The sequence below is a fragment of the Amycolatopsis rhizosphaerae genome, from assembly GCF_007713715.1.
Taxonomy (GTDB): domain Bacteria; phylum Actinomycetota; class Actinomycetes; order Mycobacteriales; family Pseudonocardiaceae; genus Amycolatopsis_E; species Amycolatopsis_E rhizosphaerae.
Genome location: NZ_VJWX01000578.1, coordinates 1 through 4,315, shown reverse-complemented (window position 1 = coordinate 4,315; position 4,315 = coordinate 1). Strand labels below are relative to the sequence as shown.

Below are 4,315 nucleotides of genomic sequence, written 5' to 3'. Positions count from 1 at the left end.
GCCCGGCCCTCACCCCTGACCATAGGGGCATGAACTACGACGCCGACCTTCCCGGTCGTGTGGAACGGGAGCTCGCGCGATTCCGGCGGGAGGCGGGGGAGCAGATCCGGGCCGACGAGCCGCGCTTCGCCGCCGGTGTCGAAGCACTCACCGAATTCGTGCTGCGCGGCGGAAAGCGGCTGCGGCCGACCTTCGCGTGGTGGGCCTGGCGCGGGGCGGGCGGCGAGGAGTCCGATCGCGACGGTGTGCTGCAGGTGGTGTCCAGTCTGGAGCTCGTCCAGGCCTGCGCGCTGATCCACGACGATCTGATCGATTCCTCCGACTCCCGGCGCGGCCACCCGACCGTGCACGTGGCCTTCGCCGAGCGGCATGCCACGCAGGGCTGGCTCGGCGCCTCCCCCGCGTTCGGCCTGGCCGCCGCCGTGCTGATCGGCGACCTCGCGCTCGCGTGGGCCGACGACATGTTCAGCACCGCCCCGCTGTCCCCGGCCACGCTCGCCGCCGCGCGCCCGGTGTGGCGCGCGATGCGCACCGAGGTGCTCGCCGGTCAGTTCCTCGACGTGGGCACGCAGGCCACCGGCGACGCCTCGCCCGAAGCGGCGCTACGGGTGAGCAGGCTCAAGACCGCCGCCTACACGGTGGAACGGCCGTTGCATCTCGGGGCCGCGCTGGCCGGTGCCGGGCCCGAGCGGATCGAGCCGCTGCGCGAGTTCGGCCGGGACCTGGGCATCGCCTTCCAGCTCCGCGACGACCTGCTCGGGGTGTTCGGCGACCCGTCGGTCACCGGCAAGCCCGCCGGGGACGATCTGCGGGAGGGCAAGCGGACCCTGCTCGTCGCGCTGGGCCTACAACAGGCTGACGCCGCGCAGGCGGCGGTTATCGAGAAGGCGATCGGGAACCCGGCATTGTCCGATTCGGAGGTCGACGCCGTGCGCGCCGTGCTCACCGAGGCCGGTGCGGTCGCCGCGGTCGAACGGCGCATCACCGAACTCACGGGGACCGGACTGGCCGCACTGGGCAGGGCCGGGCTCGCCGAACCGGCGGCCACCCGGCTGGCGGAGCTGGCGGCCAAGGCGACGCAGCGGACCTACTAGGAGGCCGGGATGTGCGGACCGGGCGAGGCCCAATCGGGTTGCCGGGGTGTGCGTCATGCGCGCTGACCATGTGGTGGTGATCGGCGCCGGGCTCGCCGGGCTGTCCGCGACGCTGCACCTGCTGGGGGCGGGCAGGCGGGTCACCCTGCTGGAACTCGACGACCGCCCGGGCGGCCGCGTGAGCCAGCGCGAGCGCGACGGGTATTCGGTGGACACCGGGGCGACCGTGCTCACCATGCCGGAACTGCTGGACGAGGCGCTGGCCGCGGTGGGCGAACCGAACCGGTTGCGGCTGGTCCGGCTCGACCCGGCCTATCACGCCCGTTTCGCGGACGGCAGCGCGATCGCGGTGCACACCGGTGCCGAAGCGATGGAAGCGGAGATCCGCGCGTTCGCCGGGCCACGGGAGGCCGACGGCTACCGGCGGCTGCGGGCGTGGCTGACCGAGCTCTACGCGGTGGAGAAGGACCACTTCCTCGGCGGCAATTTCGACTCACCGCTGGACCTGGCCCGGCCGGAACTGCTGAAACTGCTGGCACTCGGCGGTTTCCACCGGCTGGGTCCGCGCATCGGCCGGTTCCTCCGCGACGAGCGCCTGCGGAGGCTGTTCTCGTTCCAGGCGCTCTACGCCGGTCTGGACCCCCGGCGTGCCCTCGGGGCCTACGGGGTCATCCCGTACATGGACACCGTCGCCGGTGTGTACTACCCGCTGGGTGGTATGGGCCAGGTCGGTCAGGTGCTCTCCGACGCCGCCGAGCGGGCGGGGGCGGACCTGCGGTTCAAGACCGAAGCGGCGTGGCTGGAGCGGGTGTCGTCCCGGGTGCGGGCGGTACGGACGCGCAACGGGGAGCGGATCCCCTGCGACGCCGTGGTCCTCGCCACCGAGCTGGCCACGTCCTACCGGCTGCTCGGTGCCCGGCCGAAGCGCCCGGTCCCGCTGCGCTACTCCCCCTCGGCGGTCGTACTGCACGGCAGGGCGCACCGGGAATGGCCCGAACTCGGTCACCACACGATCTTCTTCGGCGACGCATGGGAGCGGACCTTCACCGAGATCATCCGCCGCGGCTCGCTGATGTCCGATCCGTCGCTGCTGGTCACCCGGCCCACCGCGACCGATCCGGCGCTCGCCTCGCACGGGCAGGTGGTCTCCGTGCTCGCCCCCGCGCCGAACCTGCGCACCTCCCGCATCGACTGGCCCCGGGTGGGCCCCGCCTACCGTGACGAGCTTCTGCGCACCCTCGCCGCGCGGGGGCTGACCGGGTTCGACGAGGCCTACCAGGTCGACGAGCTGGTGACGCCGCGGGACTGGGCGGATCAGGGACTGTCCGCCGGAACCCCGTTTTCGCTCGCCCACACGTTCGGCCAGACCGGTCCGTTCCGGCCGCGCAACCTCGTCCGCGGCATCGACAACGTCGTCCTCGCCGGGTGCGGCACCACGCCGGGCGTGGGCATCCCGCCGGTGCTCATCTCGGGACGGCTTGCCGCGGCGAGGATCACCGGGCGATGACCTCGCTGCGGGGCGCTTACCGGGACTGCCGTCGCATCAACGCGCGATACGGCAAGACGTTCTTCCTCGCGACCCGGCTGCTCCCGGGCCACGCGAGACCGGCAACGCACGCGCTGTACGGCTTCGCGAGAACGGCCGACGAGCTGGTCGACAACCCGGAGCCGGGCAGCGATCCGGAAGCCGCGCTGGCGGCGCTGGAACGGCGGCTGGACGCCGTGTTCGCGGGCAGCCCGCCGGACGATCCGGTGTTCCTCGCGCTGGCGGACACGGTCCGCCGGTACGGCCTGGAACGGGACCTGTTCGACGCCTTCCTGCATTCGATGCGCATGGATCTGACCGTCACCGAGTACCCGACCTTCGCGGATCTGGACGAGTACACCTACGGCTCCGCCTGCGTGATCGGACTGCAGATGCTGCCGGTGCTCGGCACCGTGGTGCCGCGCGAGGAGGCCGCCCCGAGTGCGGCCGCGCTCGGAGAGGCGTTCCAGCTGACGAACTTCCTGCGCGATGTCGGCGAGGACCTCGACCGAGGACGGCTCTACCTGCCCACGGCCGAACTCGCGGCCTTCGGCGTGGACCGGGCGCTGCTGTCGTGGTGCCGCGAGCGGGGGCGCCATGACCGGCGCGTCGCCCGTGCCCTGGCCGCGCTGGTGGCCCGCACCCGCGCCGTGTACCGGCGGGCGGAGCCCGGAATCCCCTTACTGCGCAAGGAATCCAGGGCCTGCGTTGGCACGGCCCTTGTGCTGTACCAGGGAATACTGGACGAGATCGTGCGCCGGGACTACGACGTGCTGACCCGGCGGGTCAAGGTGCCGCTGCCGCGGCGGCTCACCGTCGCCGCCGTGCACGCCGCCGGTTCCGGACTACGCTGGCGATCATGACGATCCCCGAACAGCGACCGGTGCGGATCGGGCTGCAGTTGCAGCCCCAGCACGCCGACTACGGCAAGATCCGGGAAACCGCCGCCCAGGCCGAAGAGCTCGGCGTGGACATCATCTTCAACTGGGACCACTTCTCCCCGCTCACCGGCGATCCCGACGGTCTGCACTTCGAATGCTGGACCATGCTCGGCGCCTGGGCGGAGTCCACCTCCCGGGTGGAAATCGGCGCACTGGTGACCTGCAACAGCTACCGCAACCCCGAACTGCTGGCCGATATGGCGCGCACCGTCGACCACATCAGCGACGGCAGGCTGATCCTCGGCATCGGCGCGGGCTGGTTCGAGCGGGACTACACCGAGTACGGCTACGAGTTCGGCACCGCGGGCCGCCGCCTGGACGACCTGGCCGAGTCGCTGCCGCGGATCGAGGCCCGGCTTGGCAAGCTCAACCCGCCGCCCACCCGCAGGATCCCGGTCCTGATCGGGGGCGGCGGCGAGAAGAAGACGCTCCGCCTGGTCGCGCGGCACGCCGACATCTGGCACGGCTTCGGCGACGCCGAGGTGATCGAACGCAAGGCCGCGATCCTGCGCGGGCACTGCGCCGACATCGGCCGCGACCCGGCGGAGATCGAACTGTCCACGGCCGTGCGGTCCGGCCCCGAAGAGGTGGGCCCGAAGCTGCGCGACCTGGGCGTCTCGCTGTTCACCGCGCACGTGAGCGGACCGGACCACGACCTGACGCTCCTGCGTGACTGGATCGCCTGGCGCGACACCCAGAACTCCTGAGTCCCAGTCCTACGGCGCGCCCGCCGGGCGAGTCCCACCCTCGTGCGC

General features: G+C 72.3%; 4 protein-coding genes. All 4 read left to right on the top strand.

Annotated features, from left to right (window positions below; all coding sequences use genetic code 11):
• Positions 1–29: 29 nt before the first annotated feature.
• The 4 genes from FNH05_RS33480 to FNH05_RS33465 are packed head-to-tail and all read left to right on the top strand — an operon-like array spanning position 30 to position 4,267.
• Positions 30–1,094, top strand: a complete 1,065-nt coding sequence (locus tag FNH05_RS33480; RefSeq protein ID WP_144592862.1) for a polyprenyl synthetase family protein — start codon at positions 30–32, stop codon at positions 1,092–1,094.
• Between the two features lie 55 nt (positions 1,095–1,149).
• Entirely contained in the window at positions 1,150–2,601 is a 1,452-nt protein-coding gene (gene crtI / locus FNH05_RS33475) for a phytoene desaturase family protein (RefSeq protein ID WP_144592861.1), read from the top strand.
• Positions 2,598–3,482, top strand: coding sequence for a phytoene/squalene synthase family protein (locus FNH05_RS33470; protein WP_144592860.1), 885 nt, complete (start codon positions 2,598–2,600; stop codon positions 3,480–3,482). Before crtI ends, FNH05_RS33470 begins: the two co-directional genes overlap by 4 nt.
• On the top strand, positions 3,479–4,267 hold the full coding sequence (locus FNH05_RS33465) for an LLM class F420-dependent oxidoreductase (RefSeq protein ID WP_144592859.1): 789 nt from the start codon (positions 3,479–3,481) through the stop codon (positions 4,265–4,267). Before FNH05_RS33470 ends, FNH05_RS33465 begins: the two co-directional genes overlap by 4 nt.
• Positions 4,268–4,315: the final 48 nt, after the last annotated feature.